This window comes from Pseudomonas oryziphila (assembly GCF_003940825.1).
Lineage (GTDB): Bacteria > Pseudomonadota > Gammaproteobacteria > Pseudomonadales > Pseudomonadaceae > Aquipseudomonas > Aquipseudomonas sichuanensis.
In genome coordinates, this window is the sequence record NZ_CP034338.1 from 1605115 (window position 1) to 1622153 (window position 17039).

A 17039-nucleotide genomic window follows, 5' to 3' on the forward strand; every position below is an offset into this window, starting at 1 on the left:
GATCGTAAGTCAGTATTTCTGGCCAGAAAATATGCGTATCAATGATTTGGTGCGCGATCTTTCTGAAAGGGGGCATTCTGTAAGTGTGCTGACTGGTGTTCCAAATTATCCTGAAGGGAAGGTGTTTGAGGCCTATAGTTTAAAGCCTCAGCAATTCAGTAACTTCGCAGGCGCTGAAGTTATACGGGTGCCACTTGTCCCTCGGGGTGGGAATAGCATTGGGTTGGCGTTTAACTATTTGTCTTTCTTTGTCTGTGCCTCGACCATTGGTGCGTGGAAACTTCGTCGCCGCAAGTTTGATGTTGTTTTTGTATATGCGGTATCGCCAATCATGGCAGCGATACCTGCGGTGGTGATTGGGGCGTTGAAGCGAGCTCCTGTCTTCGTGTGGGTGCTCGACCTATGGCCAGAGACATTGCGGGCGGTGGGTGTGCTGAAGAGTCAAAGGCTTCTAGCGCTAGTTGGCAAGATGGTATCGTGGATCTATAACCGGGCCGATTATTTGCTACTTCAGTCCCATGGCTTCTCCGAGAGTGTTCGTCAGTACTGCACAAGGCCCATTAGCGACGATCGTTTGGTGTATTTCCCTAGCTGGGCGGAGGATGATTTCTCTTCCTCGCAGTCTGGGGTATGCAGTCTGATTCAAAGGGATGATTCGGTTTTCACCATAGTATTTGCGGGTAACTTGGGTGAGGCACAGGACTTTCCGGCGATACTCGATGCTGTAGAGGTCCTGCGTGAGCGGACGCCTGTGCGTTGGATTATTGTCGGCGATGGTCGTATGGCTAGTTGGATTGCCGAGCAGGTTATCGCCAGGAACCTGGACAATGTGCATTTGCTGGGGCGTCATCCGCTGGAAGCGATGCCTGGGTTGTTTGCACATGCCGACGCATTACTGGTATCGCTCAAAGCCAACGATGTTTTTGAAAAGACGATTCCAGGTAAAGTTCAGGCCTATCTGGCCTCGCAAAAACCGGTGCTTGGGATGATCAATGGTGAGGCGGCTAGGGTGATCGAGGCGTCTGGGGCAGGTTTTGCCTGCCGGTCCGGCGATGCTCGAGGACTCGCTGAAATTACCTTTTCAATGGCCACAGCCACGCAGCAGGATCGTGACGATATGGGTGAAGCTGGAAGGCGTTATTACGAAAAGCACTATGTCAAAGAAAAGTTAATGACACGCCTTGAGGGGTTATTCCGTCGTGCAACGCTGCGCAAGGCGGGTCGCTCGTGAGTTACCCTGTTCTGCTGACCGGCGCTACCGGTTTTGTGGGTGCTGCCGTGCTTGGTCGTTTGCTTGGTGATGGATGTAGAGTCACCGCGGTTGTGCGGGGGGATTGCGCGTCTGTCGATTCACGAGCTGTGCGTTATGGCATCGACGCGCTCGATGAACAGACGGAGTGGCGAAACGCATTGGAAGGTGTGCAAGTGGTTGTGCATCTCGCAGCGCGCGTGCATGTCATGAACGACCTGGAGGTAGATCCGCTTTCTGCGTTTCGCAGGGTCAATGTGGAAGGTACGCTGAAATTGGCCCGTGCAGCCGCAGCATCAGGCGTAAGGCGATTCATCTTCCTCAGTTCGATCAAGGTCAATGGTGAAGGCACCGGACAGAGCAGGCCTTATCGTGCGGACGATGTACCGGCTCCTGTTGACCCGTATGGCGTGTCAAAAATGGAGGCCGAGCAAGGTCTGCGCGCCCTCGCTGAGCAAACCGGGATGGAGGTCGTGATTATTCGGCCCGTGCTGGTCTATGGTCCGGGTGTAAAAGCGAACTTCCGATCAATGATGGGATGGCTGCAAAAGGGTGTGCCGCTGCCATTTGGTGCGATAGATAATTTACGTAGCCTGGTCGCACTGGACAATCTTGTCGACCTGATCGCTACGTGCCAGGTTCACCCGGCGGCGGCCAATCAAACATTCTTGGTCAGTGACGATGAAGATTTGTCCACCACGGCCTTGCTGACTCGGATGGCACGCGCGCTTGGTAAGACGGCGAGACTATTACCGCTGCCGACTCGGGTGCTTGAAATGGTGGCGGTGATGCTTGGTCGGCGCGCCCTCTCGCAGCGACTTTGCGGATCCTTGCAAGTTGATATTCAAAAGACCCGCTCCTTGCTCCAATGGACTCCCCCTGTCACTGTTGATGAAGCGTTGATGCGGACTGCGCAAGATTTTCAGGGAAAAACAAAAGCATGATTCAGTGGTGGCTTATTCCTTTGGTGTTGTTTGCGTCACTGTCATTGACGGCTGCTCTGCGAAAGTACGCGCTGTCCAGGAACATCATTGATGTTCCAAATGCTCGCAGCTCGCATGCCGTTCCTACGCCAAGAGGAGGAGGAATAGCAATCGTAGCGGCTTTCCTCATGGCTGCGATCATGTTGGGTATTTGCGAAGGTTTGCCTGACACGACACTTTTCAGTGTTATCGGCGCTGGTGGACTTGTTGCCATTATCGGGTTTATGGATGATCGCGGCCATATTGCAGCCCGATGGCGATTGCTCGGGCATTTCATGGCGGCGGCATGGGCTTTGATTTGGTTGGGCGGGTTCCCCCAGATTACGGTAGTTGGCGTTGCACTGGATTTAGGCTGGTTGGGGGCGGGATTCGCGGCGATCTACTTGGTCTGGCTATTGAATCTTTATAACTTTATGGATGGCATAGATGGTATTGCCAGTGTTGAGGCTGTGTTTGCCAGCGCCGGTATGTCTCTACTTTACTGGTTAGCAGGATTCGAGCAACTCAGTGTATTGCCGATGCTACTGGCAGTGGCTGTTTGCGGTTTTCTTTATTGGAATTTCCCGCCCGCAAAGATCTTTATGGGGGATGCAGGGAGCGGATTCCTTGGGATAGTGCTGGGCGTATTTTCGCTGCAGGCTGCCCATCAGGATTCTCGCCTTTTCTGGGCTTGGTTGATTTTGCTCGGCGTGTTCATTGTCGATGCAACGCTAACGCTATTGCGGCGGATGCTGCAAGGGCAGAGAGTGTACGAGGCGCACTGCTCGCATGCTTATCAGCATGCCGCTAGGCAATACGGTAAGCATCTGCCGGTCACGTTGGGTGTGCTAGCACTGAACATATTTTGGTTGTTCCCGTTGGCCTTTGCTGTCGTGTGCCTGGGGCTTGATGGTGCTGTGGGTGTCCTGCTCGCGTATGCGCCTTTGGCGGCCCTGGCTTTGCGATTCAGGGCAGGCAGGCCAGAAGAAAAACGTGCCAATTGACTGAAGGGATGCGAGGTCTGGGGCCTTGCAAGCGACAGTACTATTTTTTAAGGGTCGGAAGGATCGATGGCTGAGGGAATTATGGACAAGTTCAGGGATTACCTGTTGGGCTTGCCTCGCATGCACAAGCGACTGGTTCAGGTGGCCGCCGATATCGTCCTCGTTTGGCTTGCGCTTTGGATGGCGTTTGTTGTGCGCTTGGGGATCGAAGAGTGGGATGTGCCACTGCTCCAGCACCAAGGACTGTTCTTGGCGGCGCCGTTGATTGCTGTGCCATTGTTCATTCGCTTTGGTATGTACCGGGCTGTAATGCGCTATTTCGGTAATGATGCGCTCATTACCATAATCAAAGCGGTCAGCCTATCATCGTTGCTGTTAACCTTGGTTGTCTACTGGTACAGCAACCACGAGGGCATCGTACCTCGATCAATCATTTTCAACTACTGGTGGCTGAGCTTGATCATGATTGGCGGCTTGCGCCTGGGTATGCGCCAATACTTTCTCAGCGATTGGTTCACGGCTGCGCAACACGTACCGTTTTCGAGTCGTGATGATGGGCTGCCAAAAGTTGCCATCTATGGCGCGGGGGCCGCAGGTAATCAGCTCGTGGCGGCGCTAAGAATGGGGCGTGCTATGCGCCCCGTGGCATTCATCGATGATGATGCCAATATTGCGGATCACGTTATTTCCGGGCTGCATGTTTATCGGCCGAACGATATACCTAAACTAATCGAGGTGACCGGTATACAGGAAGTGCTGCTCGCAATTCCTTCGGTTAGTCGAGCAAGGCGTCGTGAGATTCTTAGTTACCTTGAAGGGTTTCTCCTCCATGTTAGGAGCGTGCCGGGGTTCATGGATTTAGCCAGGGGGCGCGTAAAGGTCGACGATATTCAGGAAGTCGATATCGCCGACCTGTTAGGGCGTGACTCAGTTCCGGCACAACAAAATCTGCTGGCGCACTGCATCAAGGGCAAGACGGTGCTAGTGACTGGTGCAGGTGGTTCCATTGGTTCAGAGTTGTGCCGTCAGATACTCTCCATAGAGCCAACTACGTTATTATTATTCGAACATAGCGAATTCAATCTTTATAATGTCCTTGGGGAGTTGGAGCAGCGCCTGGCAAGGGAGTCGAGAAGTGTGCGGGTTGTGCCGATTCTAGGCTCTATACGCAACGCGTCACTACTTTTGGATATCATGCGAACTTGGCGCGTCGAAACGGTTTATCATGCCGCGGCCTATAAACATGTTCCAATGGTTGAGCATAACATCGCTGAAGGTGTTCTGAATAACGTTATAGGTACTCTGAATGCTGCCCAAAGCGCATTGCAAGCTGGGGTCTCCAATTTTGTGCTTATTTCCACAGACAAGGCTGTCCGTCCTACCAATGTAATGGGGAGTACAAAACGGCTGGCGGAGATGGTGCTCCAAGGCTTGAGCAAGGAAGCGACCCCGGTCATGTTTGGCCAAAGCAACAGTGTTGCGCATATCAACAAGACACGATTCTCCATGGTTCGCTTCGGCAATGTACTGGGGTCCTCGGGTTCAGTGATCCCGTTGTTCCACAGGCAGATCAAAGCTGGTGGCCCGCTGACTGTCACTCACCCGAAGATTACGCGTTATTTCATGACCATTCCCGAAGCGGCCCAGTTGGTTATCCAAGCTGGTTCAATGGGGCAGGGGGGGGATGTGTTCGTGTTAGATATGGGTGAGCCTGTCCGTATCGTTGAGTTGGCCGAAAAAATGGCACACCTATCGGGTTTAAGCATACGCTCGGATAAAAATCCTCACGGCGATATTTCGATAGAGTTTACTGGCTTGCGGCCAGGTGAAAAGCTCTATGAAGAATTGTTGATTGGCGAAAACGTGGTGGCTACACCGCACCCCATGATCATGAGTGCCAGCGAGGATTACCTAGAGTGGGATGTCTTGCGCTCCAAGATTCAGCAGCTTTTACACGCTATTGAAGAGGATGACTACTTGAAAGTTCGGCAGTTGCTGCGTGAGACCGTCAGTGGTTATGCACCGGATGGTGAGATTGTTGATTGGATCTATCAGCAGCGTCGTCTGGATCCGTGAGCGGGCGACTCGTCTAGCCTAGTTATGCAGGTGGCAAGCTCATCTCAGGGGATAGGTTGAAGCACGGGTGAGCTGTGTTCCCGCATTATTAAACGATTGTGGTTCTCTGTCATTTTGAGCTGGGGCAATGGCGTCACCAATATCCTATTTTTTGTCTGGCGCAGTATCCATCTTCTGAGCTGTGTACGCCAGCATGAGAGCATTGGGTAATTGTGCGCGGCCTGATAGTATCGTCGTTCCTTCGTGTGTTATCAGGTATGTGGGTTGATGAAGACGCTAGTGGGAGCTCTGCCGAAGCTCATGATGCTGTTGTTCGGTTTGACATTGCTGAGTGGTGTTTGGCTCCCTGTTTACTCTGATGAGGTGATGAACAAATTTTATGTTTCCAGATTCTTCCTTGATGCAGGCCAGCTGACCACATTCTTTCCTCAGTGTGCGTCGAGTCTTGGGCACGCGGTGGCCTGGGTGTTTTATCCAGCGGCTTCCATCCTCTCGTTGATTTTTCAAGACATGAATCCGTTGGGTATACGGGTGAGCGGAGTGGTCGGCGCGCTGGTCTGGTTTGCATTGTTGGCCTGGTGGTGCAGCCGACAACAACACGGACAGTGGAGTTGGCGCTTCACGCTGATTTTGGCTTTTGGTGCTATGGGCGTAGTACCCTACTTGTGGGTGATGTCGCGTCCGGAGCAGTTTATGTTGCTGCCTCTGCTAGTCTTCTGTGTCGCAGCGTTACATGGGCCGGAGAAAGAGAAATGGGTGCAGCGCACGCTTCTGCTCATGCTGATGGTCGTCTTGCTTTCAGTTTTCTTTTACGTGCACCCAAAGAGTATTTTTTTTACGCCGTTTTTCCTAGTGGTGGTGTGGGTAGGCACGCGTAATTTTTCTGTTTGGGTTCGCGGCGGATTGCTGATTTATACGTTTGTACTGGCAGTGCAGGCACTTGCTGATGCTAATACGTTAAGTGCCTGTCAAGACGCGCCAGTAGTTCGAGAGGTCTTGGGAAGTAATGTTGTGAACCCAGGGCTATTATTCGAAAATCCATACCTGTTTTTCAGGGGGTTGATTAAAAATCTAGTCTACTTTTTCCCGAATATGGGTCAGCACCTCATCTTCAGCCCGACATTCCAGTCAGGGTGGTTGCCGCCCTTGGAAGGCAGCCCAAGTTGGTTGATGCTGTTGAACGCAGTCGTATGGGGTGCGGTTTGCCTGTTTATTGCGTTATCTCATGCTGCTGCGTTAATCGGGCTATTATTCGCGATTTATCGACGAAGCGTAACATCGCCGTTGCTGCTGGCTGCTTTACTCGCAGCTGCAGACGTACTGAATGCGATGCTTTACAACGGGCAGAACTTCTACGCGGCCATCCAGTATGTGCCTATTGCGATGATGATTTCGGTGTTGCTGTTTAATGAGAGCCAAGGAAAAGCAATCGCTTCTTGGCTGCCAGCTTGGGAGTCGAAAGCGGCGTTGATGGCGGCGGGATTGGCAAGCCTTTCGTTGATTGCCTTGATGTCCCTGGTCACCCCGAGCCTTCTGCGCAGTGCGGATCTTCAGCGGGCTGAGATTTGGGGGCAGCCCCTTTCGGTTCCAGTTTTCAATACCGAGGCCCATATGAATGCTATTCGGGAGGTTGGTAGGATGTGTCATATTCCCGAGCGCTCCGCCAGCTTTGTTGTCGTGGACCATATGACGTACTTCGTCTATCGGAAGAATGTGCGTCCTGTTCATGTACACTATGTTTCGGAGAGGGCTTATGGCGGAGATTTGCTAGGAAAATTGATACCTTTTCTGAAGGCCCACGGCAGCCCAGGTGTAGTGTCGCGCTGTGATTGGATTCCAGGGGAAATGCGAGGCATTGAGAAGGTCGGTGAGATGGGTTACTGCTGTGTTGATTTGACGGAATGATCCGATTGAGTATGTCTGGATGCCCTGCCGTCGTCCCCTGGCGGGGCGGTGCTGCTGGAAAAAGGGGCTGCTTTGCTGACGCGATTGGTGCCAGCAGGTAAACTGTGGACAGTTTATGCACTGTGTCGGTACTGTCCGTGCTCGTCTGGCATGAGCATGACAGCATCTTGCGTGATGATACGTGCGCTGGGTTGTGGTAGCTGTCAACGTCAGATGGTGTCGAAGGTGTTGCATGAAAGTGGGTATGGAGCCGGCTTTGATGTTGAATTTCGATATGTAAGATTGGGCAATCCACATTTTAAGTAGAGGTTTCTTGAGCCTGCCTGTTCTGCTCAAGGTTGGACAGATGCACGCTAAGACTAATGGGCACTAGGCATGGTTGGTGTCGATCCTACGTAACGCATGTGCTATCGCTGGAGTTTTTTGTTGAAAATTGACATTTCTGTGGTTATACCAGTCTATCGATCCAAGGAGACGTTGGTCACGCTTTGGCAGCGACTGGTGGCCAGCCTTGAGTCGGCTGGGCTTACTTTCGAAATAATTTTCGTTGAAGACTGCGGGGGCGATGGTTCTTGGGGAGTCATTCGTGGCATTGCGGATGATGACAAGCGAGTTCGAGGTTTTCAACTGAGCCGAAATTTCGGCCAGCACGCTGCCACGATCTGCGGGCTCTCCCACAGCAAGGGGCGTTGGGTCGCGACATTGGATGACGATCTTGAGCAAGCGCCTGAGTCGCTTGTCGAGCTCTATCGAAAGGCGATGGAGGGGCATGATCTCGTGTATGGGATCTATCCGCAGCGTAGCCACAAGGCCTGGCGAAATGCGACTTCTTCAGCTGCACGTTGGCTTTTCAACAAGGCCATTCCTTCACTCAACTATGAATACACCAGCTTTCGAGTGATTCGTGGAGATTTGGCTCGGGAGCTGCAGCGGTTCGACTCACCTTTTCCTTTTGTAGATGGCTATCTATCCTGGCTTACCAATCGTTGCGCCTCAGTCAATGTTGCGCATAGCGCGCGCGCGCACGGCGCTAGCAATTACACCCTGAAGAAACTAGTCACCCATACGATCAATATTTTTGTCACTTTTTCAGATTTGCCACTGCGAATGGCGTCATGGCTCGGTTTGTTTGCTTTCCTGATGGGTATGGGGTGGTTATCGGCAATCTTCCTTCGATACTGGTTTGGGGGTATTTCGGTATCCGGTTTCGCCTCGATCATGGCTGCAATTCTTTTTTTCGGGGGTGTCCAACTGTTGATGTTGGGTATTTTCGGGGAGTACCTGGGACGGATGAATTTCAAGTCCTCTCGCAAGCCGTTGTACCTAGTAGGACGTTCAACGGCTGAAGAGGGTGGCAAACATGTCCGATAAGACACTGCTTTTCTTGTGTTCTGGTGGCGGAGGCAATCTACGGTTTGTACACCAAGCCATCTTGCGTGGTTGGTTACCCGCCTGGCAGAAAATTGCCGTTATCACCGACAGGGAATGCCCGGCCAGTGAGTATGCACGTCAGCACGATTTGCAGGTTTTCTGCATTGACTTCAAGGAAGATAGGCAGGCCTCGCTGCTGCGGACTGCTTTGACTATTAACCCGGAAGTGATAGTTACGACCGTTCACAAAGTTCTCAATGAGCAATTCGTTGCGGCGTTCGAGAACAAGATGCTTAACACTCATTACTCCCTTTTGCCTGCTTTTGCTGGCAAGATCGGCACAGCGCCGGTCAAGGCGGCCATGGACTACGGGGTCTGTTTGGGAGGGGTGACGGTGCACAAGGTTACTGCCGAGGTAGATGCGGGCAGGCCTGTGGTGCAGGTGGCTTTCCCGATGACACCCGATGATGAACTCGAACGCTTAATGAATATTGAGTTTCGTGCCGGTTGTATTGCACTGCTGAATGCCTTGCGCATTCTTGCCAATCAGCTCACTCCTGATTGGAGTGGGCAAGCGCTGTGCATCGAGGGTAGAACCGTGCTGGTCAGTCCTGGGTTACCCTTGCCAGAAGAATTGGCTTTTGAAGATTTTTGGAGTGCATTGAAGTGAACGATACAGTTTGCATACTGCAGTCCAATTATATTCCGTGGAAGGGCTATTTTGATCTCATCAATGATTCAGATTTTTTCGTTTTCTATGATGATGTGCAGTATACGAAAAATGATTGGCGAAACAGGAACAAGATTCAGTCTGCTGGAGGCCTATCTTGGCTTACGGTTCCTACGGGTTCGGATATAAGTCGCCTCGTTTGTGAGGTCGAGCTCAATGATTCGTGGTGGCAGCAAAAGCATTGGCGGACGTTGTTGCAGTGCTATCAACGGGCTCCGCATTTTACGACGTACAGGGATTTTTTTGAGGATTTTTATCTTGGGAAAACCTGGTCGAGCTTGTCCGATATGAATCAGTACTTGATAAGGTATGTTGCGAGTAATTTCTTGGGTGCTCGGACGACTTTCAAGGATTCCCGAGATTATCCATGCGTGGGTCAGAAACAAATTAGATTGCTCGGGTTGCTAGATGCTTTGAGCGCCAAACGATACATTTCCGGGCCTGCTGCCAAAAGCTATATTGATCCCCTTTGTTTTAATACTGCGGGCATCGAGCTTGTGTGGAAAGACTACTCAGGGTACCCGGAGTACCCCCAACGATTTACACCATTCGAACACGGTGTGTCGATACTGGATCTACTGTTCAACGTTGGGCCAGATGCACCTTGGTATATTTGGGGTTGGCGTGAGGGACCTTTGACGTGATGGGGAATACAGCTAAACAGTTGATTCGTTATGGCGTCGTTGGTTTTTCCGCCAATGCAATAGGTTACCTCCTGTATTTGCTCCTCAATACGGCGGGAGTGGGGCACAAGGTCGCCATGACCATGGTGTATGCGATCGGTGTATTTCAAACGTTCGTGCTAAATAAGCGTTGGTCGTTTCGTTATGCCGGGGGGCACGGAAAAACGTTTGCACGCTACGTGCTGATTTATATTTTGGGCTACATTATAAATTTTGTAGCTCTTTCAGTATGTGTCGATAATTTGCAATGGTCACCCGCTTGGGTGCAAGCGGTGATGGTTTTTGTTGTGGCGGCTTTTATCTTTGTACTCCAGAAATGTTGGGTGTTTAAAATGGATGCTGTCGAGATGACTCAAAAAAAAATGAGCGACGGTTTCAGATGAGCGAACAGTCAAAGCATGTGTATTTTTCACCTTCGGCATTCGTCGAGCTTGCGCAGCATGAACGCCAAAACTGGTGGTTTCGTTCCAGAAACGCTTTGATCCTTTGGGTAATGGAACGCTACTGCGCCAGAATTAATAGTTTCCTTGAAGTCGGGTGTGGCACGGGCTTTGTACTGGAAGCTGTGAGCGAGCGTTACAAAGAAGCAAATATTTTTGGCTCCGAATATTTTGAGGAAGGCTTGGAATTTGCGCGTCAACGCGTACCGACTGCCAGTTTTCAGCAGTTGGACGCGACAATAATGTCGGACGTGGAGCGGTTCGACGTCATCGGTGCTTTCGACGTGCTAGAGCATATCGAGGAAGATGAAAAGGTCATTGAAAACCTTGCTCGCGCAATAACCTCCGGTGGCGTGTTGCTTATTACGGTACCTCAGCACGCGTGGCTGTGGTCGAAAGTCGATGAATATGCGTGCCACGTGCGGAGATACTCAAGGCCAGAAATAGTCGCAAAAGTCGAAAAGGCGGGCATACGTGTTCAATACGTCTCGTCATTTGTCAGCTTGCTGCTTCCGTTGATGTGGCTTTCCCGGCTCCGTGCCAGAAATCAGGTCATCGATCCGATGAGCGAGTTCAAGATCCCGCGCTGGCTGAATGCGGTGCTTGAATCCGTTATGAATGTCGAGCGTGTGTTGCTCCGTCTTGGTCTGCGTTTTCCAGCAGGTGGCTCGCTTCTTGTGGTGGGGCGGAAGGCTTGAGGTCGCTTGATGGATGGGCGCCCATGGAAAACACGTTGAAGATACTTTGGAACAAACATGAATATTCCCTTTAACAAGCCTCACATGACAGGCAAAGAGCTCTGGTATATCTCCCAGGCCCACAGCAATGGTCACCTGGCCGGCGATGGCGTGTTCACCAGACACTGTTCCCGGTGGCTAGAGGCTCGCACAGGCGCGACCAAGGCTCTGCTTACTCATTCCTGCACCGCAGCTCTTGAGATGGCAGCCATACTGGCTAACCTGGGGCCCGGAGACGAAGTCATCATGCCGTCGTACACTTTTGTGTCAACGGCCAATGCTTTCGCGCTTCGTGGTGCGGTTCCGGTGTTTGTCGACATTCGCGCCGACACGCTGAACATTAATGAACAGTTGATCGAGGCGGCAATCACTCCCCGAACGAAGGCAATTGTTCCGGTGCATTATGCCGGCGTGGCTTGCGAGATGGATACGATCATGGGTATCGCTCTGCGCCACCAGCTCATCGTGATCGAGGATGCCGCGCAGGGCATTATGGCGACCTACAAAGGGCGTCCGCTTGGGTCGATCGGCCATATGGGGTGCCTGAGTTTTCACGAGACCAAGAACATTATTTCGGGTGAGGGCGGTGCCCTGCTGATTAATGATTCAGAGCTCATGCAGCGGGCGGAGATCATTCGCGAGAAGGGTACTAACCGCAGCCAGTTTTTTCGCGGCCAGGTTGATAAATATACGTGGTGTGACCTCGGCTCCAGCTTTCTGCCAGGGGAGCTGATTGCGGCGTTCCTGTGGGCACAGATGGAGGCGGCCGACGATATTACCCACCAGCGTCTGGCGTTGTGGCAGCGTTACCACGCTGCATTTGCTCCATTGGAACGTGCGGGTATGGTTCGTCGTCCCAGCATGCCGGATCACTGTCATCATAATGCGCATATGTATTATCTGTTGTTACCGGACCTTGCTGCGCGCACTGCATTTATCGAAGCATTGAAGCTCAGGCAGATAAGTTCGGTTTTCCATTATGTACCATTACACTCGGCGCCTGCAGGGCGGGTGCTTGGAAGAGCTCATGGTGAAATGTTGCATACCGACGCTCAATCCAATCGATTGGTCCGTTTACCATTGTGGGTTGGGCTCGACGAGCATATTGATACTGTCATCGCTGCAGCTTTTGAGGTTTTAGCATGATTCTTGTTACTGGGGGGGCGGGTTTCATCGGGTCCAATTTTGTGCTCGATTGGCTTGCCCATTGCGATGAACCGATCATCAACCTCGATGCGCTTACATACGCTGGAAACCTGGAAAACCTGGCCGACCTAAAGGGAGATGAGCGTCATGTCTTTGTTCATGACGACATCTGCAATCGGACCGGTGTGGATGATTTGTTGGCGCGTTACCGGCCCCGAGCCATTGTGCATTTTGCTGCTGAAAGCCATGTTGATCGCTCCATCCATGGACCGGAAGCATTCATGCGCACCAATGTTGATGGGACTTATACGTTGCTTGAAGCTGCGCGTAACTATTGGCAGGGGTTGACCGAGGTTGACCGTGCAGCGTTCCGTTTTTTGCATGTTTCCACTGATGAGGTTTATGGGTCACTGGGGCCGAATGACGCGCCTTTTGTCGAAACGCGCGCCTATGAACCCAATAGCCCTTATTCGGCCAGTAAGGCGGCAAGCGACCATTTGGTTCGTGCCTGGCACCATACCTACGGTCTTCCGGTAATCACTACCAATTGCTCGAACAATTATGGGCCTTACCATTTCCCGGAAAAATTGATCCCCTTGGTCATCACTCACGCACTGGCGGGAAAACCATTGCCCATTTATGGCGATGGCATGCAAGTACGTGACTGGCTGTATGTGAAAGACCATTGTTCTGCAATCCGCAGGGTGTTGGAAGCGGGCGTGCCCGGTGAGACTTACAATGTTGGCGGATGGAATGAAAAACCCAACATTGAAATCGTGCATACGTTATGTGATCTGTTGGACGAACTTCAGCCTGACGCGAATGGCAGTTACCGGCGTCTGATTACGCACATTAGCGATCGGCCGGGGCATGATCGGCGTTATGCCATCGACGCGCGCAAGATCGAGCGGTTGTTGGGCTGGCGGCCAGCCGAAACGTTCGAAACCGGTATTCGAAAGACTGTCCAGTGGTATCTGGCCAACGCCGATTGGGTTGCTAATGTTCAGAGCGGTACCTATCGCCAATGGATTCAAATGCATTACGAGGAACACGCATGAAGCGCAAAGGCATCATTCTGGCCGGCGGCTCCGGCACCCGACTTCACCCAGCCACATTGGCCATCTCCAAGCAGTTGCTGCCGATCTACGATAAGCCGATGATCTACTACCCGCTGACCACGTTGATGCTCGCGGGTATTCGTGAAATTCTGATCATTTCCACGCCGCAGGACACGCCGCGTTTTGCACAGTTGTTAGGGGATGGTAGCCAATGGGGGCTGTCGCTTTCCTATGCTGTGCAGCCATCGCCAGACGGCTTGGCTCAGGCTTTCATCATCGGGGAGTCTTTCCTGGCCGGTGCGCCCTGTGCATTAGTGCTGGGAGACAATATTTTCTACGCGCATGCGCTGAAAGAGCTTCTGCGTGAGGCGGATCGCAAGGTGCAGGGGGCCAGCGTCTTTGCCTACCCGGTGAGTGACCCAGAACGCTATGGAGTGGTTGAATTCGATGCAAATGGCCGAGCCCAGAGTATCGAAGAAAAACCTCTTACACCTAAGTCGCGTTATGCAGTGACCGGACTGTATTTTTACGACAGCGATGTAGTGGAGATAGCCAAGCAGGTAAAACCCTCGCACCGCGGGGAGCTGGAAATTACTGATGTTAACCTCCATTACCTGCATGCCGATAAACTAAACGTTCAAGTCATGGGTCGTGGGTTTGCCTGGTTGGACACTGGTACCCACGACTCCATGCTGGAAGCGTCGCATTTCATTGCGACGATCGAGCGCAGGCAAGGATTCAAGGTGGCTGTTCCTGAGGAGATCGCCTGGCGACAGAATTGGATAGACAACTCTCAGCTTGAGAGTTTGGCTAAGCCGCTGGCGAAAACCGGTTACGGGCAGTATCTGATGAGTTTGCTGGCTGATGGCGGACTGAGTTTTGGCTGGTAAACATCACATACTAAGACTCGAGGCCAGGTTCAGCAGCGAGTCTGAGGGCTAAAGCCTCAATGCCTGTAGGCTACGTGCATCGCACCTTGTCACCCAGTTCTCCGCTTCAGCCCATAGAAAGATCTGCAGCGGGGAGTCTGGTGTAGCTGAGCAGGCCAAGTGCGTCCAAGCACCAGTTTCATTTCGTAAAATTTTCACTCCTCGAGCAGTTTGCCCAAGCCAGCACGGCCATCTACGGTAGCAGGGCAACCAAGGAAACGTTGCCTTTCAATAAGCCTCAAGGAGTGACTTCCCATGCGTAACACTGTCCTGTCGTATCTGCTGCTCCCGCTTTTTACCTGCCTGTCCTTTTCGCTCAGCGCTGCCCCCACCAGCATGCCTGCCGAGCCGGTGCCTGCAGTGGCGCCGGCCCAGTCGGCAAACAGCCAGGTAGATCTGAACACGGCCGATGCGCAAACCCTGCAAAAAGCGCTGAACGGCATCGGCCAGGCCAAGGCACAGGCCATCGTCGCCTACCGTGAGGCCAACGGGCCGTTCACCTCCGTGGATGAACTGCTGGAGATAAAGGGCATAGGCAAAGCGCTGCTGGAGCGCAATCGTGACAAGCTGATGGTCGAGTAAAGGTGGCTGGAGCCGATCGGCACCCGGCTGGTCGGCTCTTGATGACGACAGCGCTTATTTCAGCGGTCTTGCGCATCCTTGGCATCCGCCTCGGCATTGCGCTCGTGAACTTTCTTCAACTGCTCCTCGGTCAACGGCAGTTTTTTCGCCGTATCCCGCAGCATCATCAGCCCGCCAACGATCGAGCCAAGGGCGACAATGAGTATCAACCAGGCATACCAAGGCATCGGTGTTCTCCTGCAAACTGAAGATGACAGCACCTGCATGGCATTCGAACCATGGCAGTGTGCGATGGTTCAATTATAGGAGTGGCCCACTGCCAGGCCAATTCTCATGACCCGCGGCCCCCAAAGGCCCTGCCACTTCGTTTACAATGCGCGCCGTTTACGACTTGCCAAGAGACCTCGCCCATGTCCGCCTGCCAGACGCCCCTGATCGTCGCCCTGGATTTCCCTACCCGTGACGCCGCCCTGAAGCTGGCTGACCAGCTCGATCCGGCGCTGTGCCGGGTCAAGGTCGGCAAGGAACTGTTCACCAGCAGTGCATCGGGGATTGTCGAGACCCTGTGCAGCAAGGGTTTCGAAGTGTTCCTCGACCTCAAGTTCCACGACATCCCCAACACCACGGCGATGGCGGTCAAGGCTGCAGCCGAAATGGGCGTGTGGATGGTCAACGTACACTGCTCCGGTGGCCTGCGCATGATGTCGGCCTGCCGTGAGGAACTGGCCAAGCGCAGCGGCCCGCAGCCACTGCTGATCGGCGTGACCGTGCTGACCAGCATGGAGCGTGAGGACCTGGCAGGCATTGGCCTGGATATCGAACCGCAAGAGCAGGTATTGCGCCTGGCGGCACTGGCCGAGAAGGCCGGGATGGACGGCCTGGTGTGCTCCGCGCTGGAGGCTCCGGCGCTGAAGGCCGCGCACCCGTCGCTGCAGCTGGTCACCCCGGGTATCCGCCCGGCGGGCAGTGCCCAGGACGACCAGCGCCGGATCCTGACCCCGCGCCAGGCGCTGGATGCAGGTTCCGACTACCTGGTGATCGGTCGCCCGATCAGCCAGGCGGCGGATCCGGCGCAGGCGCTGGCCGCCGTGGTCGCCGAAATTCGCGGCTGATTCGAGCCGGCCGGGGCTGCCTTGCAGCCCCGGGGTTTCAGACCTTCAACACCAGCTTGCCGAAGTTCTCCCCGCTGAACAGCTTGAGCAGCGTCTCTGGGAAGGTTTCCAGCCCCTCGACCACATCCTCCTTGCTCTTCACCTTGCCGCTGGCCAGCCAGCCGGCCATCTCCTGTGCGGCCTTGCCGTACTCCTTGACGTAGTCCATCACCACGAAACCTTCCATGCGCGCACGGTTGACCAGCAGCGCCAGGTAGTTGGCCGGGCCTTTGACCGCTTCCTTGTTGTTGTACTGGCTGATGGCGCCGCAGATCACCACCCGCGCCTTGAAGTTCAGGCGCGACAGCACCGCGTCGAGAATATCGCCGCCGACATTGTCGAAGTAGACGTCCACGCCCTTCGGGCATTCACGCTTCAGGCCCGCCAGCACGTCCTCGGCCTTGTAGTCGATGACGCCGTCGAAGCCCAGCTCGTCGAGCAGGTACTGGCATTTCTGCGCGCCGCCGGCGATGCCGACCACACGGCAGCCTTTGAGCTTGGCGATCTGCCCGGCAATGCTGCCCACCGCGCCTGCGGCACCGGAGATCACCACAGTGTCGCCGTCCTTGGGCTGGCCGACGTCGAGCAGGGCGAAGTAGGCGGTCATGCCGGTCATGCCCAAAGCGGAGAGATAGCGGGGCAGGGGGGCCAGCCGTGGGTCGATCTTGTGCAGGCCCTGGGGTTCGCCGGTGAAATAGTCCTGCACGCCCAGAGCGCCGCTGACGTGGTCACCGGGCTTGTAGTCCGGGTGCTGCGAGGCAACCACTTCGCCCACGCCCAGGGCACGCATCACCTGGCCCAGGCCTACTGGCGGGATATACGACTTGCCTTCATTCATCCAGCCGCGCATGGCCGGGTCGAGGGACAAGTACAGGTTCTTCACCTGGATCTGGCCCGCGCCGGGTTGGTCAGCCGGCACCTGCTCGAAGGTAAAGTCGTCGCGGCGCACGGCGCCGACCGGACGCTTTGCCAGCAGGAAACGGCGGTTGGTCTGGGGCATGGCGGATTCTCCTGAA

Annotated in this window: 17 protein-coding genes; 15 read left to right on the forward strand and 2 right to left on the reverse strand. The window is 53.8% G+C overall.

The genetic code is table 11. The annotated features are described in order from the left end of the window. Positions 1-31: 31 nt before the first annotated feature. From EJA05_RS07550 to EJA05_RS07615, 14 genes are all read left to right on the forward strand, one after another. Positions 32-1231, forward strand: a complete 1200-nt coding sequence (locus EJA05_RS07550) for a glycosyltransferase family 4 protein (RefSeq protein WP_223811891.1) — start codon at positions 32-34, stop codon at positions 1229-1231. Further along, positions 1228-2193 carry a UDP-glucose 4-epimerase family protein gene (locus tag EJA05_RS07555; RefSeq protein ID WP_125857825.1) on the forward strand — a complete coding sequence of 322 codons (966 nt, stop codon included), beginning with the start codon at positions 1228-1230 and terminating at the stop codon, positions 2191-2193. The genes EJA05_RS07550 and EJA05_RS07555 overlap by 4 nt, the downstream gene beginning before the upstream one ends. Beyond that, the gene (locus EJA05_RS07560; RefSeq protein WP_125857826.1) at positions 2190-3215 is read left to right on the forward strand and encodes an MraY family glycosyltransferase; all 1026 of its coding nucleotides are present in this window, start codon (positions 2190-2192) and stop codon (positions 3213-3215) included. The genes EJA05_RS07555 and EJA05_RS07560 overlap by 4 nt, the downstream gene beginning before the upstream one ends. 81 nt (positions 3216-3296) lie before the next feature. Then, positions 3297-5291: a polysaccharide biosynthesis protein gene (locus tag EJA05_RS07565; RefSeq protein ID WP_125861261.1), complete on the forward strand. Its 1995-nt coding sequence runs from the start codon at positions 3297-3299 to the stop codon at positions 5289-5291. 267 nt (positions 5292-5558) lie between these two features. After that, positions 5559-7196: a hypothetical protein gene (locus EJA05_RS07570; RefSeq protein ID WP_223811892.1), complete on the forward strand. Its 1638-nt coding sequence runs from the start codon at positions 5559-5561 to the stop codon at positions 7194-7196. A 426-nt stretch (positions 7197-7622) separates the two neighbouring features. Beyond that, on the forward strand, positions 7623-8567 hold the full coding sequence (locus tag EJA05_RS07575) for a glycosyltransferase family 2 protein (protein WP_190306037.1): 945 nt from the start codon (positions 7623-7625) through the stop codon (positions 8565-8567). Further along, positions 8557-9237 (forward strand): formyltransferase family protein, encoded by a 681-nt coding sequence (locus tag EJA05_RS07580; RefSeq protein ID WP_125857828.1) that lies wholly within the window; start codon positions 8557-8559, stop codon positions 9235-9237. Before EJA05_RS07575 ends, EJA05_RS07580 begins: the two co-directional genes overlap by 11 nt. Continuing rightward, positions 9234-9941, forward strand: coding sequence for a WbqC family protein (locus EJA05_RS07585; RefSeq protein WP_125857829.1), 708 nt, complete (start codon positions 9234-9236; stop codon positions 9939-9941). Before EJA05_RS07580 ends, EJA05_RS07585 begins: the two co-directional genes overlap by 4 nt. Beyond that, entirely contained in the window at positions 9941-10363 is a 423-nt protein-coding gene (locus tag EJA05_RS07590) for a GtrA family protein (RefSeq protein ID WP_125861266.1), read from the forward strand. Before EJA05_RS07585 ends, EJA05_RS07590 begins: the two co-directional genes overlap by 1 nt. Further along, entirely contained in the window at positions 10360-11118 is a 759-nt protein-coding gene (locus EJA05_RS07595) for a class I SAM-dependent methyltransferase (protein WP_125857830.1), read from the forward strand. Before EJA05_RS07590 ends, EJA05_RS07595 begins: the two co-directional genes overlap by 4 nt. A gap of 57 nt (positions 11119-11175) precedes the next feature. Beyond that, entirely contained in the window at positions 11176-12303 is a 1128-nt protein-coding gene (gene rffA / locus EJA05_RS07600; RefSeq protein WP_125857831.1) for a dTDP-4-amino-4,6-dideoxygalactose transaminase, read from the forward strand. Beyond that, a complete protein-coding gene (gene rfbB / locus EJA05_RS07605) occupies positions 12300-13361 on the forward strand; it encodes a dTDP-glucose 4,6-dehydratase (RefSeq protein WP_125857832.1) in 1062 nt (353 codons plus the stop codon). The genes rffA and rfbB overlap by 4 nt, the downstream gene beginning before the upstream one ends. Then, entirely contained in the window at positions 13358-14251 is an 894-nt protein-coding gene (gene rfbA / locus EJA05_RS07610; protein WP_125857833.1) for a glucose-1-phosphate thymidylyltransferase RfbA, read from the forward strand. The genes rfbB and rfbA overlap by 4 nt, the downstream gene beginning before the upstream one ends. Before the next feature lie 294 nt (positions 14252-14545). Continuing rightward, positions 14546-14872 carry a ComEA family DNA-binding protein gene (locus EJA05_RS07615; RefSeq protein WP_125857834.1) on the forward strand — a complete coding sequence of 109 codons (327 nt, stop codon included), beginning with the start codon at positions 14546-14548 and terminating at the stop codon, positions 14870-14872. Positions 14873-14931: 59 nt separating this feature from the next. Here the strand turns inward: EJA05_RS07615 and EJA05_RS07620 are convergent, their stop codons facing one another. Further along, positions 14932-15099: a DUF2897 family protein gene (locus EJA05_RS07620; RefSeq protein ID WP_110992543.1), complete on the reverse strand. Its 168-nt coding sequence runs from the start codon at positions 15097-15099 to the stop codon at positions 14932-14934. A gap of 183 nt (positions 15100-15282) precedes the next feature. Between EJA05_RS07620 and pyrF the strand changes: the two genes are divergently transcribed. Next, positions 15283-15984 carry an orotidine-5'-phosphate decarboxylase gene (gene pyrF, locus EJA05_RS07625; RefSeq protein ID WP_110992544.1) on the forward strand — a complete coding sequence of 234 codons (702 nt, stop codon included), beginning with the start codon at positions 15283-15285 and terminating at the stop codon, positions 15982-15984. Positions 15985-16021: 37 nt separating this feature from the next. On the opposite strand, the gene EJA05_RS07630 is transcribed toward pyrF, so the two are convergent. Beyond that, complete coding sequence (locus EJA05_RS07630; protein ID WP_125857835.1) at positions 16022-17023, reverse strand: NADP-dependent oxidoreductase; 1002 nt, start codon at positions 17021-17023, stop codon at positions 16022-16024. Positions 17024-17039: the final 16 nt, after the last annotated feature.

Coding starts and splice junctions, on each gene's coding strand:
- EJA05_RS07595 (WP_125857830.1), top strand. CDS start 10,360: ATGAGCGAACAGTCAAAGCATGTGTATTTTTCACCTTCGGCATTCGTC.
- EJA05_RS07615 (WP_125857834.1), top strand. CDS start 14,546: ATGCGTAACACTGTCCTGTCGTATCTGCTGCTCCCGCTTTTTACCTGC.
- EJA05_RS07630 (WP_125857835.1), bottom strand. CDS start 17,023: ATGCCCCAGACCAACCGCCGTTTCCTGCTGGCAAAGCGTCCGGTCGGC.
- pyrF (WP_110992544.1), top strand. CDS start 15,283: ATGTCCGCCTGCCAGACGCCCCTGATCGTCGCCCTGGATTTCCCTACC.
- EJA05_RS07620 (WP_110992543.1), bottom strand. CDS start 15,099: ATGCCTTGGTATGCCTGGTTGATACTCATTGTCGCCCTTGGCTCGATC.
- EJA05_RS07580 (WP_125857828.1), top strand. CDS start 8,557: ATGTCCGATAAGACACTGCTTTTCTTGTGTTCTGGTGGCGGAGGCAAT.
- EJA05_RS07570 (WP_223811892.1), top strand. CDS start 5,559: ATGAAGACGCTAGTGGGAGCTCTGCCGAAGCTCATGATGCTGTTGTTC.
- rfbB (WP_125857832.1), top strand. CDS start 12,300: ATGATTCTTGTTACTGGGGGGGCGGGTTTCATCGGGTCCAATTTTGTG.
- EJA05_RS07565 (WP_125861261.1), top strand. CDS start 3,297: ATGGACAAGTTCAGGGATTACCTGTTGGGCTTGCCTCGCATGCACAAG.
- rffA (WP_125857831.1), top strand. CDS start 11,176: ATGAATATTCCCTTTAACAAGCCTCACATGACAGGCAAAGAGCTCTGG.
- rfbA (WP_125857833.1), top strand. CDS start 13,358: ATGAAGCGCAAAGGCATCATTCTGGCCGGCGGCTCCGGCACCCGACTT.
- EJA05_RS07590 (WP_125861266.1), top strand. CDS start 9,941: ATGGGGAATACAGCTAAACAGTTGATTCGTTATGGCGTCGTTGGTTTT.
- EJA05_RS07550 (WP_223811891.1), top strand. CDS start 32: ATGCGTATCAATGATTTGGTGCGCGATCTTTCTGAAAGGGGGCATTCT.
- EJA05_RS07560 (WP_125857826.1), top strand. CDS start 2,190: ATGATTCAGTGGTGGCTTATTCCTTTGGTGTTGTTTGCGTCACTGTCA.